The sequence below is a fragment of the Citrobacter cronae genome (assembly GCF_016893685.1).
In the GTDB taxonomy this organism is placed as follows: Bacteria; Pseudomonadota; Gammaproteobacteria; order Enterobacterales; family Enterobacteriaceae; genus Citrobacter; species Citrobacter werkmanii.
Map to the genome: position 1 here is coordinate 2,427,402 of NZ_CP069763.1, position 20,029 is coordinate 2,447,430.

The following is a 20,029-nucleotide window of genomic DNA, read 5'->3' on the forward strand; positions in this document are numbered from 1 at the left end:
TTGAAACCTCTAAATATAAAAACAGGAGTTGTACCCTATGTCCGCACATATTTCGAACGTTCGCCCAGACTTTGACCGTGAAATCGTTGATATCGTTGATTACGTTATGAATTACGAGATCACCTCAAAGGTGGCGTACGACACCGCGCATTATTGCCTGCTCGACACCCTTGGCTGTGGCCTGGAAGCGCTGGAATATCCGGCCTGTAAAAAACTGTTAGGACCGGTGGTGCCGGGGACCGTAGTGCCGAACGGCGTTCGCGTACCGGGCACCCAGTTCCAGCTTGATCCGGTGCAGGCGGCGTTTAACATCGGCGCGATGATCCGCTGGCTGGACTTCAACGACACGTGGCTGGCCGCGGAATGGGGCCATCCTTCCGATAACCTCGGCGGCATTCTGGCGACAGCTGACTGGCTGTCACGCAACGCGGTGGCGGCGGGGAAAGCGCCGTTGACCATGAAAAAAGTGCTGACCGGGATGATCAAAGCCCATGAAATTCAGGGCTGTATCGCGCTGGAAAACTCCTTTAACCGCGTTGGATTGGATCACGTTCTGTTGGTAAAAGTCGCCTCCACGGCGGTGGTCGCGGAGATGCTTGGGCTGAGCCGGGAGGAAATCCTCAACGCCGTTTCGCTGGCGTGGGTCGACGGCCAGTCGCTGCGTACCTATCGTCATGCACCAAATACCGGCACGCGTAAATCCTGGGCGGCAGGCGATGCGACCTCCCGCGCAGTACGTCTGGCGTTGATGGCAAAAACGGGCGAGATGGGATATCCGTCTGCGCTGACGGCGAAAACCTGGGGCTTTTATGACGTCTCCTTCAAAGGGGAATCGTTCCGCTTCCAGCGTCCATACGGCTCTTACGTGATGGAAAACGTGCTGTTTAAAATCTCCTTCCCGGCTGAGTTCCACTCGCAGACCGCGGTAGAAGCGGCAATGACGCTGTATGAGCAACTGCAGGCCGCGGGTAAAACGGCGGCGGATATCGAAAAGGTGACCATTCGCACCCACGAAGCCTGTATCCGCATCATCGATAAAAAAGGCCCACTGGATAACCCGGCGGATCGCGATCACTGCATCCAGTATATGGTCGCCATCCCGCTGCTGTTTGGGCGTTTAACCGCGGCAGATTACGAAGACGGCGTGGCGCAGGACAAACGCATTGATGCCCTGCGCGAGAAGATCACCTGCTTCGAAGATCCGGCCTTTACCGCCGATTATCACGACCCGGAAAAACGCGCCATTGCTAACGCCATCACTCTCGAGTTCACCGACGGTTCACGTTTTGAAGAAGTGGTGGTGGAGTACCCAATCGGTCATGCGCGCCGTCGCCACGACGGTATGCCGAAGCTGGTCGAGAAGTTCAAAATCAACCTGGCGCGTCAGTTCCCGACCCGTCAGCAGCAGCGCATTCTGGATGTCTCCCTGGACAGAGCCCGCCTGGAGCAGATGCCGGTCAATGAGTATATGGACCTTTATGTAATCTAAACCTGCGTGCGGCAAGGCGTAAGTTCAACAGGAGAGCATTATGTCTTATAGCGAGTTTTATCAACGTTCGATTACGCAACCGGAGTCGTTCTGGGCCGAGCAGGCCCTGCGTATTGACTGGCAACAGCCGTATACGCAGGTGCTGGATCACAGCAACCCGCCGTTTGCCCGCTGGTTTTGCGGCGGCAAGACCAATTTGTGTCATAACGCCATCGACCGCTGGGTGGAGAAACAGCCTGAGGCGCTGGCGCTGATTGCGGTGTCATCGGAAACCGAAGAAGAGCGTACCTTTACCTTTCGTCAGTTGTACGACGAAGTGAACGTGGCGGCGGCAATGTTGTTGTCTCTGGGCGTACAGCGCGGCGACAGGGTATTGGTTTATATGCCGATGATCGCCGAGGCGCACATTACGCTGCTGGCCTGCGCGCGCATTGGGGCGATCCATTCGGTGGTGTTCGGTGGCTTTGCCTCGCACAGCGTGGCGGCACGCATCGACGACGCCCAACCGGTGATTATTGTTTCGGCGGATGCCGGCGCGCGCGGGGGCAAGATCCTGCCGTATAAAAAGCTGCTCGATGATGCAATCAGTCAGGCGCAGCACCAGCCGCGTCATGTGGTATTGGTCGATCGTGGTCTGGCGAAAATGGCGCGGGTAGAGGGGCGCGACCTCGACTTTGCCGCGCTGCGCCAACAGCATCTTGGCGCGCGGGTGCCGGTGACGTGGCTGGAATCGAATGAAACCTCCTGCATTCTCTATACCTCCGGGACAACCGGTAAACCGAAGGGCGTCCAGCGTGACGTTGGCGGCTATGCGGTCGCGCTGGCAACCACGATGGATACCATTTTCGGCGGTAAAGCGGGCGGCGTGTTCTTCTGCGCGTCGGACATCGGCTGGGTGGTTGGGCATTCGTATATCGTGTATGCCCCACTGCTGGCGGGGATGGCGACGGTGGTGTACGAAGGGCTGCCAACGTATCCGGACTGCGGCGTGTGGTGGAAGATTGTTGAGAAGTATCAGGTTAGTCGGATGTTCTCCGCGCCAACGGCGATCCGCGTACTGAAGAAATTCCCGACCGCGCAGATCCGCAATCACGATCTCTCCTCGCTGGAGGTGCTGTATCTGGCCGGGGAACCGCTGGACGAACCGACCGCCAGTTGGGTAACGGAAACGCTGGGCGTCCCGGTTATCGATAATTACTGGCAGACCGAATCCGGCTGGCCAATTATGGCGATCGCCCGTGGGCTGGACGACAGGCCGTCGCGGTTGGGCAGCCCTGGCGTGCCGATGTATGGCTATAACGTGCAGTTGCTCAATGAGGTCACCGGCGAACCCTGCGCAGCGAATGAGAAGGGTATGCTGGTGATTGAAGGGCCACTGCCGCCAGGGTGTATTCAGACCATCTGGGGCGATGACACACGGTTCGTAAATACCTACTGGTCGCTGTTTTCTCGTCAGGTATACGCCACTTTTGACTGGGGCATTCGCGATGCCGACGGCTATTACTTCATCCTCGGTCGGACGGATGACGTCATTAACGTCGCCGGACATCGACTGGGTACGCGTGAGATAGAGGAGAGTATTTCCAGCTATCCAAACGTCGCAGAAGTGGCGGTGGTTGGCGTGAAAGATGCACTGAAAGGGCAGGTGGCGGTTGCATTTGTCATTCCGAAGCAGAGCGATAGCCTGGAAGACCGTGACATCGCGCATTCAGAAGAGAAGGCGATAATGGCGCTGGTGGACAGCCAGATTGGTAATTTTGGCCGTCCGGCACACGTCTGGTTTGTGTCGCAGTTGCCGAAAACGCGCTCCGGTAAAATGCTGCGTCGCACCATCCAGGCAATCTGTGAAGGCCGCGATCCCGGCGATCTGACGACCATTGACGATCCGGCGTCGCTGCAGCAAATTCGCCAGGCGATCGAGGAGTAGCCGTTATTCATTGGCCCGGTGGCGCGATGCTTACCGGGCCTGAATTTTAATCGACTTTCTTATACGGTCCATGATAGTAATCAAACGGCGCATAGACTGTATCCGCCACAAAAGACAGCGGCACATCGATAAATAGCAGCGCTAAATCGAAATAATTATAATCGTAAGCGCCTGGGTTTTTTAGTTTAGCCATGTCGTGGTGCGTACCCACATAATAGGTATTCGAATCCTCGCCTTCCGTGCGCGCATTAATGCTGCCACATCCTGAAAGTAATGCGCTGATCAAGAACGCCATTACCGCAACCGTCTTTCTGCTCATCCTGTGACCTGAGTTTACCGTCTCGTTTACCATAGCAGGTTAAAAGCGGCTTTTTGCCCGCAAAACTTAAACCACCGGGTCAGGACTCACAGAGTGAGAATTGCACGTTGTAGGCCGGATAAACCGCGTGAGTGGTGCATCCGGCAAAGAGGCTTTTACAGCGCGACGCTTTCGCGACGACGCAGCAGGGAAAATGGCCCCGGTCCACTTAGGGTAAATACGGAAATCAGCGTGAAGCTCAACGCAATTATCCCCAGCACCAGATAAGCCCCCTGGAAACCAATGTTCTCATACATTTTCCCGGCCAAAACTGACATGAAAATCATTGCCAGCTGTTTGAAGAAACAGAAACACACCAGGTAAATCGTGGCCGAGAAACGCACTTCGAACTGACTGGTGATGTATTTGAAGCAACCGACAATCAGGAATGGTATCTCGAACATATGCAGCGTTTTGAGGATAACGACTTCCAGCGCCGTGGTGGCGAATGATGAACCAATGATCCGTACCGACATGATCGTACCGGCCAGCAGCAGGGCGTTCTTTCCGCCGATGCGGTTCACGATCAGCGGAGCAAAGAACATGATCGAGGCGTTGAGTAATTCCCCCATGGTTGTGACGTAGCCAAACACACGGGTGCCCTGTTCGCCAGTGGCAAAGAACGAAGTAAAGAAGTTGGCGAACTGCTGGTCAAACACATCATAAGTACAGGAAACGCCGACCACGTACAGGGAGAGAAACCAGAGTTTTGGTTGTTTGAATAATTCCAGCGCCAGCTTCAGGCTGAAGGCTGAGTTGTTGGCGCCTACCGCATCCGCGACTTTTGCAGAAGAGGGGGCATCTGCTTTTGAAAAGAACAGCAGCAATGCCAGAATGACCGCACAGCCAGAACCTAACCAGAAGACAAACTGGTTATTGATGGTGAACATAATTCCTGCAATCGAGGCGCACAGCGCCCACCCCACACAGCCAAACATGCGTGCGCGACCAAATTCAAACTTGCTTCGGCGGCTGGCCTTTTCAATATAGGCTTCAATCGCCGGAGCGCCGGCATTGTAAATAAAGCCAAGATAAATCCCGCCGACAATCGACCCCAGTAAAATATTAACCTGTAATAGCGGGCCAAAAACGTAAATAAAGAACGGGGCAAACATTACCAGCATTCCAGTAATTACCCACAGCAGGTGTTTTCGCAGGCCAAGCTTATCGGAAAGTAGTCCGAAAACAGGCTGGAATAATAATGAAAACAGTGAAATACAGGCGAAAATGATCCCAGTGTCACCTTTACTGATATGGTTCACATCGTGTAACCAGATCGGAAAGAAGGGGAAATAAGCACCCATAATGAAAAAGTAAAAGAAAAAGAAAAAGCCGAACATCCAAAAGTTAGTGTTTTTTAAATAATACATGACAGACTTCCTCAGGAAAAATAAGGGCAGGTCATAACCTGCCCATTATTATTATGTTTAACCCCAGATAACCTGGTAGTGATAACGTCCGGCACTCAACAAAAACTCCGACGACACGGAAGGACTCCATGAATCATCGCCGCCGACGCCCATATGGAAGCCATCAATATTGAGCCAGGTACCCGCCTCCGGTTGCAGCAGATGACGGTGGCTGGTTTCCATTAGTTGCTGTTGGCTAAAGCGGCTGATGTTGAACAGGAAGTCGCCACGCCATTGATGCGTGCCGTATCGCAGTTCGCGCGTGCCGCAGCGCAGACCGTTTTCGCTCGGGAAAACATACGGGGTGTACATCTCATCGAGTGACAGATCCCAACGGTCAAAACAGGCGGCGCTCAGGCGATCCGGGTAGTTCTCATGTGGGCCGAGACCTAACCAGTTCACACGCTCGGCAACCTGCGACAACTGGCAGCTCAGGCCAATACGCGCCGGATGCGGCGTGCCGCTGGCAACATCGACATCCACCGTTACCAGCATCTCGCCATGACCGTTGATACGATACGATTTACGGCTGATAAACAGCGTTTCACCCTGATACTGCCACGCATGTTCGGTGGTAATCAGTACTGCGTTGCTGAGCGCGTCGGCAGCACAGTGCAGTAACGTTGCTGCAACCTGATAATGACCGGCGGCCTTCCAGCGTTCAACCCAGGCATTCGGGTCAATGCGGGTTGACTCGCTGACGCCGATGTCGTTGTCCAGCGGCGCGCGGGTGAACTGGTCGGTCAGTGGGGATAACAACTGGGCTGTATCATCAAGCCAGTATTGTGTCAGCAGGCCAGACCGACGGTCGAATTGCCAACGCTTGTTGTCGTTCTCCACAGTAAAGCTGTTTTCGCTAACGTTGAGCTGTGGCGCGGTGCGGACAGTTGGCTGCCGCGCCAAGCTGAGTTTCTCTTCCAGCTTCCACTGCTGCCAGGCGCTGATGTGCCCGGCGTCTGACCAGGCGGTGGCGCGAGGCTGTTCCACGCGCACCGACAGCCACAGTTGGCCTGCGGTTTCCGGCATCGGGCAATCTGGCAGGGTAATCACCTGGCGGCCCTGCGGGGCAATATCCAGAACGATTTGTCCGGCGGCCAGCGGGTTGCCGTCCTGGGCAATCGACCAGTGCAGAACTTCGTTATCGCTGCGGCGGAACAGATATTCGCTGGTCACTTCAATCTGGCGTTCAGCGCCCGGCAGTAACGTAAACTGGAAAAACTGCTGTTCATGTTTGGCCTCGTATAACGCCGGATGCGGGGTGCGATCGGCGAACACCAGTCCGTTCATGCAAAATTGACGATCGTTAGGCGTGTCGCCAAAGTCGCCACCGTAGGCTGACCATGCCTTGCCATTATCATCGTGTTTAATCAGCGATTGATCCACCCAGTCCCAGACAAACCCGCCCTGCAGTCGCGGATACTGACGAAATGCCTGCCAGTATTTGGCGAAGCCGCCGAAACTATTGCCCATCGCATGGGCATATTCACAGAGAATGAGTGGACGCTGCTCGCCGGGCATCGACAGCCACTTTTTAATCGACCATTTAGGTACCGCCGGGAAGGGCTGATCCTGATCGACGCGGGCGTACATCGGGCAAATAATGTCGGTCGCCGCGGTATTCGCGCCGCCGCCTTCGTACTGTACCGGGCGTGACGGATCCTCTGATTTTATCCAGCGATACAGCGCGTCGTGATTGACGCCATGACCGGATTCATTGCCCAGCGACCAGATGATAATGCTCGGATGGTTGCGATCGCGCTGCACCATGCGCGTCACGCGCTGGCTCATGGCAGGCAACCATGTGGGATCGTCGCTCAGGCGATTCATTGGCACCATGCCGTGGGTTTCGATATTGGCTTCGTCGATCACGTACAGGCCGTAGCGATCGCACAGGGTGTACCACAACGGATGGTTCGGGTAATGGGAGCAGCGCACAGCATTAAAGTTGTTCTGCTTCATTAGCAGAATGTCCTGCACCATCGTCGCCTCGTCCATCACCTGACCGTTGACCGGATGGTGCTCATGACGGTTGGTGCCGCGAATCAACAGCGGCTTACCGTTTAACAGTAGTAGGCCGTTTTTGATATCAATCTGACGAAAGCCGACGTCACAGGCTTCTGCTTCAATCAGCACTCCATCCGCGTTATGTAATTGCACAACGGCACGGTACAGATTGGGCGTTTCAGCACTCCACAGCGCTGGCTTTTCGACGTTCAGCCGCAGGGTAACCCGGTCATGATAAGCGCCGCGTTCATCAATAATCTCGCCGCCGAGTGGGGAGGTCGTTTCATCAGTCAGCGTTTCAGCTTCCCACAATTGCAGGGTAACGCGTAAATCTTCGCTCGCGTTGCCCGCCACTCTGACTTCCGCTTCCAGCACGGCGCGGCTGAAGTCATCGTTAAAACGGGTGTTAATGCGCAGGTCGCTGATTTGCGTGGTGGGCTTATGCAGCAAAGATATGTCGCGAAAGATACCGCTCATGCGCCACATATCCTGGTCTTCCAGATAGCTGCCGTCGCTCCATCGCAGCACCATCACGGCCAGGCGGTTTTCGCCGCGCAGCAGATAATCGCTCAGATCGAATTCAGACGGCAGACGACTGTCCTGACCGTAGCCGACCCAGCGACCGTTGCACCACAGATGAAATGCGGAATTGACGCCGTCAAAAATAATGCGCGTCTGACCTTCATCTAACCATGCGTCTTCGATATTAAATGTGAGCGAGTAACATCCCGTTGGGTTCTGTGCCGGAACGTACGGGGGATTAACCGGAATCGGGTAGGTGACGTTGGTATAAATTGGCGCGTCGTAACCGTCCATCTGCCAGTTAGAGGGGACGTTGATAGTGTCAGCTTGTGGCAGATCGTTTGTCAGCCAGCTTTCCGGCACAGCCTCCGGCGCGGGAAACCACGCGAATTGCCACTGGCCATTCAGCGAGCGTAACTGAGTTGAGCGCTGATTAGTTCGCGCATCATCTGCTGAGCGCCAGCTACAGAAAGGTGGGTGCGCCTCCAGGCGGTTGAGCTGCGTGACGCCGGGATTTTCCCAGTCGCGGCGGGCCAGAACAGCGGAGAGTGAATCTGTGTTCAGGTTCATAACGGTATCCTGTTTGAATTTGTTATTCGCTCACAATTTCAATCAAAATACGGATAAGCGCTCCCGGCTGTAAAGGATGGGGCGTTTAATGAGTGAACTGACTCACATAATTGTTATGCGTTCACATTTTAGGTGTGAGCTGAGAAACTTGCCGCGCAAGCTGGATGAGTGAATCCGCCAGCGCCTGGGGAGAGGTGGTTTGCGTATCGGGAGGCAGAACCGTTTTGCGCTTCACCAGGGTTACGGGCAGCAGTTGGTTGCCCACGGTTGATTCGCCATGGGGAAGTTGCAGCAGCCTGTCGACGCTGGTTTCACCCAATAATGGAAAATCCTGCCTGATGGTGGTCAGCGGTGGAATGTAGCAGGCGCTATCTTCTGTGTCATCGTAGCCGATCACCGAGATATCCATCGCCACCCGCAGGCCGAACTCGCTGATTGCCCGCATCGCGCCCAGCGCCATTTGATCGTTAGCAACCAGCATAGCGGTGGGGAGATTACCGCTATTGAGCAGATGAAGTGTTTGCTGAAAACCAGACATCGCGCTCCAGTCGCCTTCCAGCTCCGCGACGGGTTGCAACTGGTAGTACGCCAGATATTTATGCCACCCCGCATGCCGAAGCCTTGCCGAAACCGAAGTGTGCGGCCCGCTCAGCAGGGCGATACGCTGATGTCCGTTCTGCACCAGATGTTCAACGCCAAGGCGTGCGCCGTCATCATGGGAGAAAATCACGCTGTTAATTGGCGTCTGGTCAGAGACATCGAGAAACAAAACCGGCACCGTACCGCAGGCGGCAGCCACGGCAATGGCGTCTTCTTCATCCAGCGGATAGTTAATGATAAGCCCGGTTACGCGTTGGGAAAGCAGGTTGTGGACCGCGGCTTTGCATGCTTCAACGCCGCTGCGCTCGACCATGGCGATCACCACGCTGGCACCGGACTGGTCGGCGCGGGATTTTATGGCGGCAACGATTTGTGAAGGGGCGTGCAGGGCAAGGTTCGCCGTCACGACGCCAATCAGCGACGTCTGTTTACCAGCCAGTTGCTGTGCGACGCGGTTAGGGATGTAATTGAGTTCCGCCATCGCGGCCTCAACTTTCTGTCGGGTTTTTGCAGAAACGTGGCTGGCCTGATTTACGACGCGCGAGACGGTCTGATAAGAGACTCCTGCATGGTCTGCCACATCGTATAGCGTTACCGGTTTCACGTTTATCACCCCTGTCATGATGTTTTCTACGCGCTATGATGCCACAGCGGAACAGTTTTGGGGGATTTGCGCATGGGTTCTGCGAGGCGCATTCCAGGGTTGCGTCTCTGGCAGCGGAGGATTTATCGTCGTGATTATTAACAGAATAAAAAAGCGAGGACATCGTGAGCGACGTTGCGGCAAACAACATTCTGTCCATCTACCGACGCCATGCGGATGCCTTTGCCAGCCAGCGCTCACGCGCCCTGTTCGAGAAAAGCTGGCTGGATAAGTTCATCACCGTGATGGGCGGGCAGGGCAGCATTGTGGATATTGGCTGCGGGAATGGTCAGCCGATTGCCGGGTATTTTATCCAGCAAGGTTTTCAGCTCACAGGGATTGATGGTTCCGCAGCGATGCTGGCCCACGCCCGGCAATCCTTTCCCGCGCAGCGCTGGCTGGAGCAAGATATGCGCGAGTTGGTGCTTAACGAGACGTTCGACGGCCTGATTGCGTGGGACAGCTTTTTCCATTTAACCCAGCAAGACCAACGAAAGATGTTCCCGATCTTTGACCGGCTTAGCCATCCCGGCAGCGCGCTGATGTTTACCAGCGGTACCGGGAACGGCATTGCGATGGGGCAATTTGAAGGCGAGCCGCTATTTCACGCCAGCCTCGCGCCGGACGAATACCGCGCATTGTTGTCAGCGCATGGCTTTGCGGTGGTCGAGATGGTGATGGAAGATCCGGAATGCGCAGGGCACACGGTGTGGCTGGCGAAAAAAAGCTAAATGCCGCGAAAGGTTTTGCGCCATTCGGCGGGGCTGACGCCGAAATGAGATTTAAAATGCTGACGCCAGGTGACAGGCGACTGAAAACCGACCTGTTCGGCGATGCGTTCAACGGGCAACTGACTGGACTCCAGTAACGCCTGGCTGCGGCGAAGACGCTCGACAATCAACCACTCTGCCACGCTCGATCCGGTGGCTTTCATAAAGTGACGGGTTAACGTGCGACGGCTCATCATCAGCCGCTGCGCCAGCGCATCGATACTATGCTGCTCGTGGATATGCAGGCGTAAATAATCAAGCAGGGCATTGATGCGCTGATCCTGGGTATTTTTCGCCACCGGCTGTTCGATAAATTGTGCCTGACCACCTTCGCGATGCGGCGGCACAATCATCCGCCGCGCAATCTGATTCGCTGCCGTGCTGCCAAAACGTTGGCGGATCACGTACAAACAGCAATCCAGCGCGGCGGCAGTGCCTGCTGAGGTAATAATACCGTCGTCATCCACATACAGAGCGTTGATATCCAGACGCGCCGCCGGGAAGCGGGCCTGAAAATCCTGCTCGAACTCCCAGTGCGTGGCAGCCCGTTTGCCATCCAACAGACCGGCATAGCCGAGGACAAATGCGCCCAGACACAGCCCGACAATTTGCGCGCCGTTTTGTCGGGCGTGGTTGAGCGCATCAAGCAACCCTTGCGGCGGGCGATGTGCGGTAGTGCCCCAGTAAGGGATTACCACGATGTCGGCAGCCTCCACCGCTTCATAGCCATGAGCTGCGTTAATCGAGAAACCGTCCTGCGAGGAAACAATACCGGGCTGTTCGGCGCACAATTGCACGTCGAAGCGCTTTTTCGCTGCCACTTTGTCACTGAAAATGATGCACGGCACCGAGAAGTGAAACGGGCTGAAATCTTCCACGGCGACAATAGCGACGGTAAGCGGCTGCATACGATTCCTCTGCGGATATTAAAACGTCAGGGTTTCACCATCTTCCGGCACGTTGACGCATTGCGCAATCTGGTTGTCGCTGGCGTATGCTTTCAGCGCGGCGCGGGTCAACAAACAGTGGTTTATCGCCTCCATATGCGTGGCCACAATTTGTGCGTTGGGAAGGGTGAAGTGGGTTTTTAGTACATCTTCTGCGCCCATAATAATTGGGCCAAAACCGATAACGTGGGCAAAACCGGCGTTCAAAATCACCACGTCCGGTTGGAAAGTCAGCATGTTGGCTTCCACTTCGTCACGCCAGATCGTGTCTCCAACCAGATACAGCGTTTTTTCCGCCGGATGCTGAAAGATTACCCCGCAGGCATCGCCTAAACGTTCCGCCATTTGCGGGATGGCGTAAGCGCGATCTGAGCCATGCTGGCCGCCGGTTTTACGCAGGATGATGTCGCCCAGCGTGGTGTTGTGCGTCAATACGATCAGGTGTGTGAAACCCTGATCTCGCAGTACCTGCGCATCTTGCTCATTTTGCACGTAAATCGGTTTGTCTTTCGGCACGACGCGTGCTGCAACCTCATCCCAGTGATCTTCATGCAGGTGGGTCACGATCAGCGCGTCAACGTTGAGCAAGGTGTCGATATCGACGGGCAGATCGACGGTTGGGTTGCGGATTTCCGCACGTGCCGTTCCGGCAAAGCCCGGATAAGCACTTTTTGCCGCCAGCATTGGATCGATTAGAAAGGTTTTGCCGCCAAAGGTGATGCGCTGCGTGGCGTTGCGGATTTGCGTGATGTTCATGGTGTTTGCTCCACGTGTTGGGTCAGTGGTGTCATCGTAGAGTGTTGTGCATAAGTTGAATGTGGGCAAATGGGCGACTAGCGATGGGATTGGGCCAAAAGAGTAAGAATAATTTAATTTAAAAATACAAGAAATCCTAAAATGCAATAGGAATGAAGTGAAATAGCACTTAATGTCTTTACTTTTGTTTACATTTTGTGCTTTTTTAAAATGGTCGGCTGTGCTTTGCAGTCAAGTTCGCTTTCGTACTTTTTTGGAGGGTGGGGTGAAGTTCAGGGATGAAAGAAAGTTGGCATTACTGATTGGGATGTTAATTTTGCCCTTCACAACTGTTTCTGCCGCACCACTCTCTCCTGCGGATCGTAATACCATTCAGCAGCAACAGCAGCRGYTWCTTAATGAAAACCAGCGCCAGCGTGAAGAGCTGGAGCGTAGCGTTACGTTGCCTGTAACCGTAACGCCRAAAACACCAGCCCGGGCTGAAGGGCCGTGTTTTATGATTTCGCGCATTGATATTGACGGCGCAACGAAGTTGTCCGCCGCTGCCTCGGCAAAGCTTATCGCGCCGTGGGTGAATCAATGCCTGGATATTCCCCGTCTGACGGAACTGACAAATGCGATTTCCGACTGGTATATCAGCCGAGGCTATATCACCAGTCGCGCCTTTTTAACCGAACAGGATCTCTCMTCCGGGGTGCTGCATATCGCGGTGCTTGAGGGGAAATTGCAGCAAATACGTCTGGAAGGCGTCCCATCGCGCACTCTGCTGATGACCTTTCCCGGAATGGAAGGAAAAATTCTCAATCTGCGTGACATTGAACARGGGATGGAGCAGTTGAAYCGSGTTCGCCAGACGCCGGTGGAAATTGAAATTTTGCCGGGCAGTCAGCAGGGGTTCTCAATAGTTAACCTCACCGCCACGCCAGAATTTCCACTCAATGGTTCAGTAAGTTTTGATAACAGCGGGCAAAAGAGCACCGGAACCGGGCAACTCAGTGGCGCATTATTTTTCAATAATATGCTCGGTCTGGCAGATAAATGGTTTATCAGCGGTGGACGCAGCAGCGATTTTTCCAGTAGCAAAGATGCGCAGAACTTYGCTACTGGCGTGAGTATTCCTTATGGCTACGGACTGCTTGATTACAGCTACAGCTGGAGTAACTACCTCAGCACTATTGATAACAATGGTTATGCCTGGCGTTCCACKGGTGATAGCGAAACCCATCGGTTGAACGGATCCTGGGTTTTGTTTCGCAATGGTGATGTCAAGACCGCTGCATCGCTGGGTCTCACGCATCGAATWAACCGTAACAGATTGAATGATGTCCTGCTGGAAACCAGTAGCCGCAAGCTTTCCAGTGTTTCGCTGGGTATCAACCATACGCAAAAAATTGCTTCTGGCGTTGCGACGTTTAACCCTTCTTTCACCCAGGGCGTGCCGTGGTTTGGCGCAGAGGATGACAACRATAAACAAGGGGATGTRCCAAGGGCGGAATTTCGCAAATGGAGCGTCAATGGCAGTTTTCAGCGCCCGYTGGCAGAAAGAGTGTGGTGGCTYAGCAGCGTCTATTTTCAATGGTCTGTGGACCGACTCTACGGCAGTGARCGCCTGACGCTGGGCGGAGAAACCTCAGTTCGCGGTTTTAAAGAACAATACATTTCTGGAGATAACGGCGGCTACTGGCGCAACGAAGTGAATTATTCGCTGTTTACGTTGCCGGTATTCGGACAGATTGGCGCGATGGCGGCATTCGACGGCGGCTGGCTGAAACARGATAGCGTTGACAGGTATGCCTCCGGCACGTTGTGGGGGGCTGCGCTGGGATTAACCAGYTCAGGGCGCTGGTTCTCCTCTCAGTTTACCGTAGGAACGCCAGTTAACTATCCGGACTGGCTRGCCCCGGATCATCTCAATGTGTATTACCGCGTTGCGGTGGCATTTTAAGGAACAAGGGTGATGAAAAAGGATCAGGTTCGTTTTTCCCAGCGTTTGCTAAGCGGCATGTTGAGTTTTCTGCTGGCTACCCAACCACTGCTCCCGGCGATGGCTGCCGTCATCACGCCTGAAGGCAATACGCAGATGGATAAAGCCGCCAATGGTGTTCCGGTGGTGAATATTGCCACACCGAACCAGTCCGGGATTTCACACAATAAATATAACGACTACAACGTGGGAAAAGAGGGGCTGATCCTTAACAACGCGACCGGGCAATTTACCCAAACCCAGCTCGGCGGCATTATCCAGAATAACCCAAACCTACAGCCAGGAAAGGAAGCYTCAGGGATCATCAACGAAGTTACCGGCGCTAACCGTTCACAACTGCAGGGCTATACCGAAGTCGCGGGGAAAGCCGCCAACGTCATGGTCGCTAACCCCTATGGCATTACCTGTAATGGTTGTGGATTTATCAACACGCCTRWCGCCACCCTGACCACCGGTAAACCYGTGTTGGACGCCAATGGCAACCTGCAGTCGCTGGAGGTAAGCAAGGGCAGTATTACCATCGAAGGTAAGGGGCTGGATGGTAGCCAGAGCGATGCAGTGTCGATTATTGCCCGCGCCACGGAAATYAATGCTGCGCTACACGCCAAAGATTTGACRGTTATCGCYGGSGCGAATCGCGTTGCGGCGAATGGCCAGACGAGCCCGMTGAATGGMGAAGGAGAAGCACCGAAAATCGCGGTAGAYACCGGCGCGTTAGGCGGCATGTATGCTAAYCGAATTCAYYTGGTCTCCAGCGAGAAAGGGCTGGGKGTCAACCTCGGGAATCTGAATGCCCGTCAGGGTGATATCACCCTCAATGCTAACGGGAARTTAACGATCGGCAACAGTCTGGCAAATGGTGGYCTTTCYGCCAGGGGCGAAGGCGTCACGTTRACCGGYAGYCATAAGACCGSRAGCGGGATGGYCATCAAYAGYACCGGGGCGTTAGCGCTACAGGATGCAAATCTCTCCAGYGGYGCAAACGTGCAGTTGGGTAGCGATGGCAAGGTGACGATCSATGGTGGYGGGATTGCCGCAGCTGGCGAGTTGCAGGTGGCTGCTAAACAGGATGTAGCCGTTGCTGCAACCACTCTGGTTAGCCAGAAAAACACYTCACTGCGCAGTGACGGCTCGCTGACAGTCACCGACGGCAGCCTGACCAGTAAAGAAAAACTGGATGTCGAGGGTACTCATGGACTGACGCTGACCCGTTCCACGCTGGGTAGTGATGCTGATGTTAGCCTTAACAGTAAKGGCTATCTGTCGGCGAAAGGGGGATTGCTCTCAGCAGGTAATGGATTAACGCTGAAGGCGCAGCGCATAGCACTGGATAACGCCAGTCGGGCCGATGCGAAAGGCRCATTAAGCCTGACCGGTAGCGAAATGAACAACCAGGGGCAGGTCAATGCGGGAGATGCTTTATCTCTCTCYGGTGACCACCTCGTTAATGGTGGTCAACTGGCGGYAAACGGCAGTCTTGATGCTTCTGTCAGCAGCCTTAGCAACACMGGTCTGATGCAGGGTAACAGCGTATCGGTCCGCAGCGGSTCGCTGGATAATATGGGCACGCTGGCGAGCGGCAGCCAGCTTTCAGTACAGACGGCAGCGCTGAACCAGCAGGGGATCCTGAGCGCGAAAAACGATGCGGATATCCGGGCTGATGCCACGCTGCGTAATAGTGGAAAGTTGCTCTCTGATGGCACTCTAACGGTGCAGGCCGCGTCAGTTGAACAATATGGCGTCCTYTCTGGCAACCAGGGGGTAACGCTCAATGCTGAAAATCTCACCGCCGCGAAAGATTCGTTGATCGCCGGGCAACAAAACATACAGTTAAACGTTACGCAAAACCTTAACCTGAACGGTCAGGTTAATGCCGCCGGTGCGCTTAACGTCGGCGCAAAGCAGCTGACTACCGGCAAAGATGGTCATTTACAGAGCGGTCTGGACCTTGCGATTACCGGCAGCAGCGTGACGCTGGACGGCGTACAGGCGGCAAAAGGTTCGCTGGATGTGACGGCTGACCGGCTCAGTCATGGCGGRAAATCCACCGGGGCACGCGTTGGTTTCAGCGCGCAGCAGTCRGTTGATAACCATGGCGAACTGTTGGCAGACACCCTGACGCTCAGCGCGGCGACGCTGACTCATAACGGCAGCGCCAGCGCTGAACGCATCTCGATTATTGCACCTGARCTGCTGACCAGCGGCGGCTCTCTGATAGCCGACACGCTAACTCTCCACAGTCAGCATGTTGTGAAYAGCGGTCTGATGCAGGGYAACGCGGCAATRGACCTRCAGATTGATAAGTTAGATAACCTGAGCGGCGGCTCGCTCTATGCCAGGCATTCTCTGGCGCTGGATATACCGTATCTGACCAACCATGGGCTGATTACCAGCGACGGTTCATTGCATCTCMATGGTCGCCAGTTGGTTAACGGCGGAGAAATTAACGGCGTTARTCTGCAAAGTGAATATGCGACGGTAAAAAACGAAGCCGCGGGGCGCCTGCTGGCGGACACGTCATTATCTGTTMACGGACAGCAGACAGATAACCTCGGGCTCATGGCTGCTGATACGCTCACGCTGAACAGCCAGGACGTGAAAAACGACGGGAATGTGTTGTCGGTGGGGGAATTGAGCCTGAAGAATCAGACCCTGCACAACACCGGCTTGCTGCAGGGCGGCACGCTGAATCTGGAAGCARATACGTGGCAAAACAGCGGTAATGCGCTGGGTGAAACGGGGGTAACGGCGACAGTACACGACGCGTTCACTAACCAGGGCAAGKTACTCAGTCAACAGGGTATGACAGTGCATGCCGCCAGTGCGAATAACAGCGGAATGCTGGCGGCGAAGGTGCTGGCATTACACGGCGATCTCAGCAACAGTGGGATCCTGCAGGGGGATCAGGCGCTCGCCTGGGATGGCAGTCGCTTCACTAACCTTGCGGGTGGGCAGGTGACCAGCGGTGAAGATCTACAGCTTAGCGGAAAACGTTTCGAAAATGATGGCCAACTGGAGGGCCGTACGGCGGCGATCAGACTGGATAACCTGCACAATAGCGGCAGCGTTCAGGCACTGGATAGCCTGAAAATTCAGGCTAACGGGCGACTGGATAACCAGGGATCGCTGCGCAGTCTCAACCTGTTCGAGCTGGCTGCGGCGCAGTTGTTTAACGACAACACGATTGCAGCAAAATCCCTGAGTATTTCCGTGCCGGAGCTTATGAATAACGGCATTGTGCAGGGTAATTCGGCGCTACAGCTCACCACCCGCAATCTGTTCAATGGTCAGCAGGGGCAACTGGTCAGCGGCGCGGGGCTGGATTTAGGCCTCGACTCACTGGAAAACCACGGTCTGCTGCTGGCGAATACCGGCTTCACGCTGCGCGGCAGCACATTAATTAACGCAGGTGATATTCAGGCCGACTCCCTGAACCTGACGCTGGCAAACTCGGTTGAAAATCAGGGGAGTCTGGTGGCGAAACAGGGGGCGTCGATGAATACTGCATCCCTGGATAACCGCGGTACGCTGGCGGCGACAAGTGTCGCTCTGGATGGAAAATCAATCCGTAACAGCGGACGGGTGCAGGGCAACGACAGTACCTCGGTTTCTGCGAATACCTTCACCACGGATACCACAGGTAAATGGCTGGCCGGTAATGCGCTGTTGGTGCATACCGGTGCGATGGAAAACGCCGGCGTACTGCAGGGAAATACCCTGACATTTACTGCCGACTCGCTGAATAACAGCGGCGTGCTTAACGGTTTACATGGCCTGGAAGGCAGGCTATCCGGGCGACTTACCAACCCCGGACACATTCAAAGTGGCGGCGCACTGACGCTTACGGCTGATGATATCAACAGTGCCGGACGTATTGCCGGTGACAGGCTGACTCTTGCTGCCTCGACGTTAAACAATTCAGGCCTGTGGCAGGGGACGAACGGGCTTGCGCTGTCTGGCGATGTACTCACGACGGGGATAACCTCCCGTACGCTGAGCGGCGGCGCGTTGACCTTTGATGCTGGCAATATAACGACGCAAGGAACGCTGCAGGGGCAGCAGCTCACGCTGACCGCTGATAACTGGCTGCACAAAGGATCGCTGATAAGCCTGGGTAATCTGACGGCTACTGTAAACAACGGCCTTACCACATCAGGCGATGTGATGAGCCATGGTGGAATGTCACTAACCGCGCAGCAGCTTGATAACAGTGGAAGGCTGCTCAGCGAGAGCGACGTAACGCTCGACGGCGCACAGTTCGATAACAGTGGCGCGGTACAGGGAAATACCCTGACCCTGCAGCAAAACCGGATCCACAATCAGGGCACGCTGACCGGCCTGCAAAGCCTGACGCTGGAGGCTCGTCAGCGTCTGATGGCGCGAATGGCGATGGCTTCACCGCAACAGGAATTGATTAACGCAGCAGGTGGTTCACTGCTGACGCAGGGAGCGCTGAAACTCACTTCTGGCGATGTGACGAATAATGGCACGTGGCAGGGACAGTCCGTTCTGCTCAGTGCGCAAACGCTGACAAACAACGGGGCAATACAAAGCGCCGACGCCCTGCAGTTTACGCTCGCAAATAACCTGACTTCTGCGGCCGGCAGCAAAATTACCGCCCTTGGTAACGCGACGCTACAGGCGCTTTCTCTGACTAACTCGGGGCAATGGACGGCGAAAAATCTTACGCTGAAGGGGGCAACCCTTGATAACAGCGCGGCGATTAGCGGCGTAAATGCGCTCACGCTTGCCATGAACGGCGTGGTCAGGCAGCAGAAAGCGGGCAGTATGCTGAGCGGCGGCGCGTTGGATCTGACTGCGGCGTCAGTCACCAACGAGGGTAAAATTCAGGGTGCGACGCTGGGCATGACGACCGGCGCATTGACCAACAGCGGACGACTACAAGGGGATAATGGCGCAACGCTGTCGCTGAGCGGTGATTTGATAAACCTGGCTTCCGGGGAGATTGTCAGCCGSMAGGGGCTKTCGCTTTCTACGCCAGTGCTGTCCAACTACGGTTTAATGCAGGGCGGTGGAGAGACCCATCTTAACGCCACAACACGCGCGCTCAATGACGGCAAACTGCTTTCCGGCGCGGGAATGACGCTGACCACGGCAGAATATTCCGGCGCAGGCTGGTTACAGGCGACAAACCTCATTCTGAATGCGGCAACGGCCACCAATGACGGTAACTGGCTGGCCGACAGCGCCACGCTTGCAGGGACCCGGTTTACCAACCAGGGAACCGCGCAGGCCGGTCAACTGGCGGTGAAATACGCGCAACTGACGAATAACGGTACGCTGTTAGGCAACTCGCAACTGAGTGTGAATGCCAGCGAAGTTAATCAGAATGCGGCAGGGAAACTGTTCAGCGGCGGCGACCTGTTCGTTGAAAGTCGTGGGCTGGGTGCGTTGGGACAGATGGTTGCGCTGGGTAATCTGACGCTGAAGCTGGTGAATGGTTTTACTGCGCAAAGCGCTTTTGCCGCGGGTAAAACACTGACCATTACCAGCGATGGCGATATCGACAACCGTAGCGTGCTTCAGGGGCAATCGCTCAACCTGACGGCGGGCGGACAGCTCAGCAATAACGGCAAATTACAACTGGCAGCGGCGTCAGTTATCTTAGCGGCGACAGCGTGGCGCTCAATGCCGCCGGAACGTTACAGGGCGGTGGCGATATTACGCTGACCAGTCGCGGTAATATTTCAGTCGCTGGTTTCACCGGAACGCGTGGCTCTCTGACGCTCAATGCACCGGGCGCCATCGTCAATACGGCGCTGTTGTACGCGGCAAATAATCTGGCGCTTTATGCTAACACTATCACCAACCAGCGCGGCGATATCCTCGCGGGCAACAATCTGTGGATGCAGCGAGATGCTGCGGGCAATGCCAACAGCGAAGTGGTCAACACCTCCGGCAATATCGAAACCCAGAATGGGGATATCACGATAAAAACAGGACATCTGCTGAACCAGCGGGATGGGTTGAAAACAAACCAGACACAAATAGCTGGAGCAAACAATATTCCAGGGATAGGTAATGCGACA

12 protein-coding genes are annotated in these 20,029 nt (G+C 55.1%); 6 read left to right on the forward strand and 6 right to left on the reverse strand.

The features are described from left to right. The first annotated feature begins 37 nt into the window (after window positions 1-37). Window positions 38-1,489, forward strand: a complete 1,452-nt coding sequence (locus JSN25_RS10285) for a bifunctional 2-methylcitrate dehydratase/aconitate hydratase (protein ID WP_121528651.1) — start codon at window positions 38-40, stop codon at window positions 1,487-1,489. Window positions 1,490-1,529: 40 nt separating this feature from the next. Then, window positions 1,530-3,416: a propionate--CoA ligase gene (gene prpE / locus JSN25_RS10290; protein ID WP_204525690.1), complete on the forward strand. Its 1,887-nt coding sequence runs from the start codon at window positions 1,530-1,532 to the stop codon at window positions 3,414-3,416. A 46-nt stretch (window positions 3,417-3,462) separates the two neighbouring features. On the opposite strand, the gene JSN25_RS10295 is transcribed toward prpE, so the two are convergent. The 4 genes from JSN25_RS10295 to JSN25_RS10310 all read right to left on the reverse strand — a co-directional run bounded on the left by JSN25_RS10295 (window position 3,463) and on the right by JSN25_RS10310 (window position 9,492). After that, on the reverse strand, window positions 3,463-3,735 hold the full coding sequence (locus JSN25_RS10295) for a YceK/YidQ family lipoprotein (RefSeq protein ID WP_038637992.1): 273 nt from the start codon (window positions 3,733-3,735) through the stop codon (window positions 3,463-3,465). Between the two features lie 155 nt (window positions 3,736-3,890). Next, window positions 3,891-5,144, reverse strand: coding sequence for an MFS transporter (locus tag JSN25_RS10300; RefSeq protein WP_069323906.1), 1,254 nt, complete (start codon window positions 5,142-5,144; stop codon window positions 3,891-3,893). A gap of 57 nt (window positions 5,145-5,201) precedes the next feature. Continuing rightward, the gene (locus JSN25_RS10305; RefSeq protein WP_204525691.1) at window positions 5,202-8,279 is read right to left on the reverse strand and encodes a beta-galactosidase; all 3,078 of its coding nucleotides are present in this window, start codon (window positions 8,277-8,279) and stop codon (window positions 5,202-5,204) included. 121 nt (window positions 8,280-8,400) lie between these two features. After that, the gene (locus JSN25_RS10310) at window positions 8,401-9,492 is read right to left on the reverse strand and encodes a LacI family DNA-binding transcriptional regulator (RefSeq protein ID WP_141700239.1); all 1,092 of its coding nucleotides are present in this window, start codon (window positions 9,490-9,492) and stop codon (window positions 8,401-8,403) included. Window positions 9,493-9,647: 155 nt separating this feature from the next. On the opposite strand from JSN25_RS10310, the gene JSN25_RS10315 reads away from it, so the two are divergent. Beyond that, window positions 9,648-10,253, forward strand: coding sequence for a class I SAM-dependent DNA methyltransferase (locus JSN25_RS10315; protein ID WP_204525692.1), 606 nt, complete (start codon window positions 9,648-9,650; stop codon window positions 10,251-10,253). Here JSN25_RS10315 and JSN25_RS10320 read toward each other — a convergent pair. Then, on the reverse strand, window positions 10,250-11,200 hold the full coding sequence (locus tag JSN25_RS10320) for a GlxA family transcriptional regulator (RefSeq protein ID WP_121528655.1): 951 nt from the start codon (window positions 11,198-11,200) through the stop codon (window positions 10,250-10,252). The two genes, JSN25_RS10315 and JSN25_RS10320, sit on opposite strands and share 4 nt — an antisense overlap. Before the next feature lie 18 nt (window positions 11,201-11,218). Beyond that, window positions 11,219-11,995 carry an MBL fold metallo-hydrolase gene (locus tag JSN25_RS10325; protein WP_204525693.1) on the reverse strand — a complete coding sequence of 259 codons (777 nt, stop codon included), beginning with the start codon at window positions 11,993-11,995 and terminating at the stop codon, window positions 11,219-11,221. A 307-nt stretch (window positions 11,996-12,302) separates the two neighbouring features. Between JSN25_RS10325 and JSN25_RS10330 the strand changes: the two genes are divergently transcribed. The 3 genes from JSN25_RS10330 to JSN25_RS22455 all read left to right on the forward strand — a co-directional run. Further along, window positions 12,303-13,940, forward strand: coding sequence for a ShlB/FhaC/HecB family hemolysin secretion/activation protein (locus JSN25_RS10330; RefSeq protein ID WP_233638441.1), 1,638 nt, complete (start codon window positions 12,303-12,305; stop codon window positions 13,938-13,940). Between the two features lie 12 nt (window positions 13,941-13,952). Continuing rightward, the gene (locus JSN25_RS22070; protein ID WP_422678873.1) at window positions 13,953-19,670 is read left to right on the forward strand and encodes a two-partner secretion domain-containing protein; all 5,718 of its coding nucleotides are present in this window, start codon (window positions 13,953-13,955) and stop codon (window positions 19,668-19,670) included. Continuing rightward, a partial coding sequence (locus JSN25_RS22455; RefSeq protein ID WP_422678874.1) for a hypothetical protein occupies window positions 19,619-20,029 on the forward strand: 411 nt, incomplete at its 3' end. The genes JSN25_RS22070 and JSN25_RS22455, both read left to right, overlap by 52 nt.

Coding starts and splice junctions, on each gene's coding strand:
- JSN25_RS10285 (WP_121528651.1), top strand. CDS start 38: ATGTCCGCACATATTTCGAACGTTCGCCCAGACTTTGACCGTGAAATC.
- prpE (WP_204525690.1), top strand. CDS start 1,530: ATGTCTTATAGCGAGTTTTATCAACGTTCGATTACGCAACCGGAGTCG.
- JSN25_RS10295 (WP_038637992.1), bottom strand. CDS start 3,735: ATGAGCAGAAAGACGGTTGCGGTAATGGCGTTCTTGATCAGCGCATTA.
- JSN25_RS10300 (WP_069323906.1), bottom strand. CDS start 5,144: ATGTATTATTTAAAAAACACTAACTTTTGGATGTTCGGCTTTTTCTTT.
- JSN25_RS10305 (WP_204525691.1), bottom strand. CDS start 8,279: ATGAACCTGAACACAGATTCACTCTCCGCTGTTCTGGCCCGCCGCGAC.
- JSN25_RS10320 (WP_121528655.1), bottom strand. CDS start 11,200: ATGCAGCCGCTTACCGTCGCTATTGTCGCCGTGGAAGATTTCAGCCCG.
- JSN25_RS10325 (WP_204525693.1), bottom strand. CDS start 11,995: ATGAACATCACGCAAATCCGCAACGCCACGCAGCGCATCACCTTTGGC.